Below are 4691 nucleotides of genomic sequence, written 5' to 3'. Positions count from 1 at the left end.
TCGGCGACAGCCACCTGAGCGTCAAGATCGACGACGCCAAGGGCGGCAACTACGAAAAACTGGACATCGATGGCAAGCCCGCCACCACCACAGTGACTGACGTCCAGGACACCACCGACCTGAGCCTGAGCGCCACCGGAACGGTTGCCGAGGGCGGCCAGATCACGTACACCGCCACCCTGACCAACGCCGCCGGCTCGCCGGTCACCGTGACCCTGAGCAACGGCGCGGTCATCAACATCGCCGCCGGCGCCAAGACTGGCACCGTGATCGTCGATGCGCCGAAAGACGACGTCTACAAGGACGCCGGCAATGTCGAGGCGACGATCAAGACAGCAACGGGCGGCAATTTCGAGCACCTGGTGCCGAGCACCACGCCAGCGGTGACCGCCGTTACCGACACTCAGGACAACACCACTGTCAGCATCAGCGGCAGCACCTCCGTCACCGAAGGCCAGGCCGCCACGTACACCGTCAGCCTGACCAACCCGGCGCAAACCGAAGTGACGGTCAAGATCGTCTACAGCGGCACCGCCGCCGACGGCTCGGACTTTACCGGTGTCTACACCGTGAAGATTCCGGCCAACGCCACCAGCGCCAACTTCAACGTGGCCACCCTGGACGACAAGATCACCGAAGGTACGGAAAACTTCGTGGTCAAGATCGACTCGGCCACGGGCGGCAACTTCGAGCACCTGGCGGTCAGCGGAACCAACGGCAGTGTCAGCACGTCGATCATCGACAACGATGCGCCACCTGCGCTTGACCTGGATGCCAACGACTCCAGCGGCAAGACCGGCGCCGATTACCAAGTGACCTTTACCGAAGGCACTTCCGGCCCGGGCGTGTCCATCGCCGACACCGACCTGAAGATCACCGACCCGGACAGCACCATGCTGACCGGCGCCACCATCGTGCTGACCAACCGTCAGCCCGGCGACGCGCTGAACCTGGGCAACAGCGTCAACGGCATCAGCATCAACGCCAACAGCACCGACGGCAAAGTCGTCCTGACGCTGACGGGCAATGCGACGCTGGCCGAGTACATGCAACAAATCAAGAACATCAGTTTCATCAACAACAGCGAAGATCCGAGCACCGTGCCGCGGATCATCACCGTGACGGTGACCGACGGCACAAGCTACTCCAACACCGCCACCACCACGGTGAACGTGGTCGGAGTCAACGATGCACCGGTCGCCACCGGCGGCTCGGTGACCGGCACCGAAGACACCTCCCTGGTCCTCGGCTGGTCGACCTTCGGCGTCAGCGACGTGGACAGCTCCGCAGCCAGCCAGGGCGTGAAAATCACCGGGCTGCCAGGCGACGGCAAGTTGCAGTACCTGGACGGTGCGACCTGGAAGGACGTGGCCAACAACCAGACCTTCACCAAGGCCGACATTGATGCCGGCAAGCTGCGCTTCACGCCAGATGCCAACGAATCCGGGACCAATGGCTACGGTGGCAGCGGCGTGGGCAACCAGCAGGCTGACTACACGCAAATCAAGTTCCAGCCTACCGACGGCCAGACGCTGGGCAACACCGGCACCGTGAAGATCGACATCACGCCGACCGCCGACGCACCGACCCTCGACGTGGCCGGCAACAACGTGACCTCCACCGGCCTGATCAAGGAAGTCTGGACCGGCCTGTCGGGCCTGGGCACCGATGGCAACGGCGCGCCGTCCGGCACGCTCAAGTCAGTGATCGATGCCGCCGGCACGCCGAACAGCAGCACCAACGTGACCAATGTCCAGAACGACAGCAACGTCAATCCGGGCACCGCGTCGAAGACCTCGGGGCTGATTTTCCTGGAAGCCGGCAAGACTTACACCTTCAGCGGTACCGGTGATGACAGCCTGTTGGTGACTATCGGCGGCAAAGACGTGGCGGGTATCACCTGGGGCGCGGGTGGCAAGCTCAATGGTTCGTTCACCCCGACCAGCAGCGGCTACTACACCCTGGACATCTACCACCACAACCAGACCGGCCCGGGCAGCTACGACGTGAACCTGTCGGTCAACGGCAGCACGCCGGTAGACCTGAGCACCGCCGGCGTACCGCTCTACACCGGCGTCACCGACCTGACGAACGCCGGGGTCAGCGTTTCCGACCTGCACGGTACCAACGGCGAAGGCTACTACGACGGCTTCAAGCTCAACGAAGGTGGCGAAGGCGGCAGCGTGAACCTGTCGAAGATCACTACCGCCCTGACCGACACCGACGGCTCCGAAAGCCTGAGCGTGAAGATCGGCGGCATGCCGGAAGGCAGCGTGCTGAGCGACGGCGCCGGCCACACCGCGATCGTGGGTGCCAACGGCGAGGCCTCGGTGACTGGCTGGAACCTGGGCAGTCTCAACCTGACGCCACCGACCTATTACAACGGCCAGATCAACCTGACCGTGACCTCGACCTCCACCGAATCCCTCGGCGGGTCGGCAGTGACGACAGCGCACATCCCGGTCACCGTCTACCCGGCGACCTATAACGCCGTCACCGCCACCTCCGGCAGCGACAATGTTACCGGTACCGACGGCAACGACATCGTGGTCGCCGACATCGGCGGCCTGACCGTGGTGCCGGGCGTCAACTACAACATCGCCTTCATGGTCGACAGCTCCGGAAGCATGAGTTCGTCGTCCGTTACCGCCGCGAAGAACTCGCTGACCCAGGTGTTCAACACGCTCAAGCAGAGCCTGGGCAGCAACTCCGGGACGGTGAACATCTTCCTGGCGGACTTCGATAACCAGGTCAACAAGAACGTTGCGGTCAACCTCAACGACCCGAACGCGCTGACACTGCTCAAGAACGTGCTCGACTCGATGGTGTCCGGCGGCAATACCAACTATGAAGACGTGTTCAAGACCACCGCAAACTTCTTCAACAGCACCCAGGCCCTGAGTAACACCGGTGCGAAGAACCTGACGTACTTCATCACCGACGGTCAGCCAACCATTTACCAGTCTGGCGAACAGACGAACCCGACGCTGTACGGCACCGTCAAGCTCGACGACGTCCTGAGCGCGGCCAACTACAGCGTTGGCAAGTACTACACCCAGACGATCGACAGCACACACAAATTCACCATCGAAGAAAATGGTGACATGTACCTGTCGATCAAGAACGGCAAGAATTGGAATGAAAATTTCGTCGGCACGGTGCATGCCGAGGGCAACGGCACGTTCGAGTTCTCCAACCAGGACGGCGGCGGATGGGGCGACGCCTCGGCAGCAGCCAGCTCGACGGCCAGCTTCACGCTGCTCAAAGGCCTGAGTAACGTCGAGGCCATCGGCCTGAACAACGGCGTGACCCTGGACGACCTCAAGCCGTACGACTCCGATGGCAAGCCGCAAACCAACATCGACCCCAAGGACCTGGCCAACTCGATCCTCGGTCACACCGAAGCGACGTTGCCAGGTGCCGACACGGTCAATGGCGGCGACGGCAATGACATTCTGTTCGGCGACCTGGTGAGCTTCAACGGCGTGACCGGCGAGGGTTACCAGGCGATCCAGTCGTTCGTGGCCCAGCAAAGCGGCGTCGACGTCAGTAAGGTCACCGCCAGCAACGTGCACCAGTACATCACCGAGCACTACACCGCGTTCGACGTGTCTGGCGCGCATGATGGCAACGACACCCTGCTGGGCGGCGCCGGTAACGACATCATCTTCGGCCAGGGCGGCAACGACCTGCTGGACGGTGGCAAAGGCAATGACATCCTGCTCGGTGGCAGCGGTGCCGATACCCTGATCGGCGGCAAGGGCAACGACACCCTGATCGGTGGCCTGGGGGGCGATACCTTCGTCTGGAAATCCGGCGACACCGGCACTGACGTGATCAAGGACTTCAAGGCCGGCGACGGTGACCGGATCGACCTGCGGGACCTGCTGCAGGGCGAAACCGGCAGCACCATCGACCACTTCCTGAAAATCACTACGGTCGATGGCGTTTCCTCCTTGCAAGTCAGCACCACCGGCCAGTTCAACACGGCCAACAGCGCAGCGGCGCCGGACGTGACGATCAAGCTGGAAGGCAACAACTGGTCGAACATCAACCTGAACTCGCTCATTGCCGGCAGTGATCCGACCATCAAGATCGATCACAACAACAGCTGACGCTGACACAGATCCTGTGGCGAGGGAGCTTGCTCCCGCTGGGCTGCTCGGCAGCCCTAAAAACAGGGCCGCTTCGCGCCCCAGCGGGAGCAAGCTCCCTCGCCACGGATAAGTGTTCAAACGCCCCCCCGGTTGGCCTATGCTGCCCAGCATGACGCCGCTTCATACATGAGGGATGCCCGATGTTTTATGTGCAACGCGATGCACAAGGCCTGCTGGTGCGCGTCGAAGCCACCGGTTACGCCGAGGCCACCGAGACCTTGCCGGCCGACAACCATGAAATCCAGGATTGGTTCGCCAACCAGGCAGTAGAAAACAGCCTCAAGCAGCTCAAGCAAAGCGACCTGGAGATGATCCGGGTACTCGACGACTTGATCCAGGTGCTGACCAGCAAAGGCGTCATCCGCGTCACCGACCTGCCACCCGCGGCCCAGGCGAAGCTGATGGACCGCAACCAGGCCCGTGAAGCGCTGGGCGGGTTGAGCCGGTTGATCGATGATGATGAGAAGGGGTTGATCTAGGCTGGTGCATTCCAGGCAGTACGCCGAACCTGTGGCGAGGGAGCTTGCTCCCGCT

General features: G+C 62.4%; 1 protein-coding gene and 1 pseudogene. Both read left to right on the top strand.

The annotated features are described in order from the left end of the window. Window positions 1-4115 (top strand): annotated as a pseudogene (locus tag OC610_RS21410) (LapA family giant adhesin); the annotation flags it as partial. Between the two features lie 182 nt (window positions 4116-4297). Further along, a complete protein-coding gene (locus OC610_RS21405) occupies window positions 4298-4636 on the top strand; it encodes a tryptophan synthase subunit beta (RefSeq protein WP_264430581.1) in 339 nt (112 codons plus the stop codon). The last annotated feature ends 55 nt before the right edge of the window (window positions 4637-4691 follow it).

Origin of the sequence: Pseudomonas agronomica (genome assembly GCF_025917275.1) — a bacterium.
Classification (GTDB): Bacteria; Pseudomonadota; Gammaproteobacteria; order Pseudomonadales; family Pseudomonadaceae; genus Aquipseudomonas; species Aquipseudomonas agronomica.
This window is presented reverse-complemented; position numbering and strand designations above follow the sequence as displayed.

Bases quoted from the DNA above. Each gene is read 5' to 3' on its own strand.
- OC610_RS21405 (WP_264430581.1), top strand. From the start codon at position 4,298: ATGTTTTATGTGCAACGCGATGCACAAGGCCTGCTGGTGCGCGTCGAA.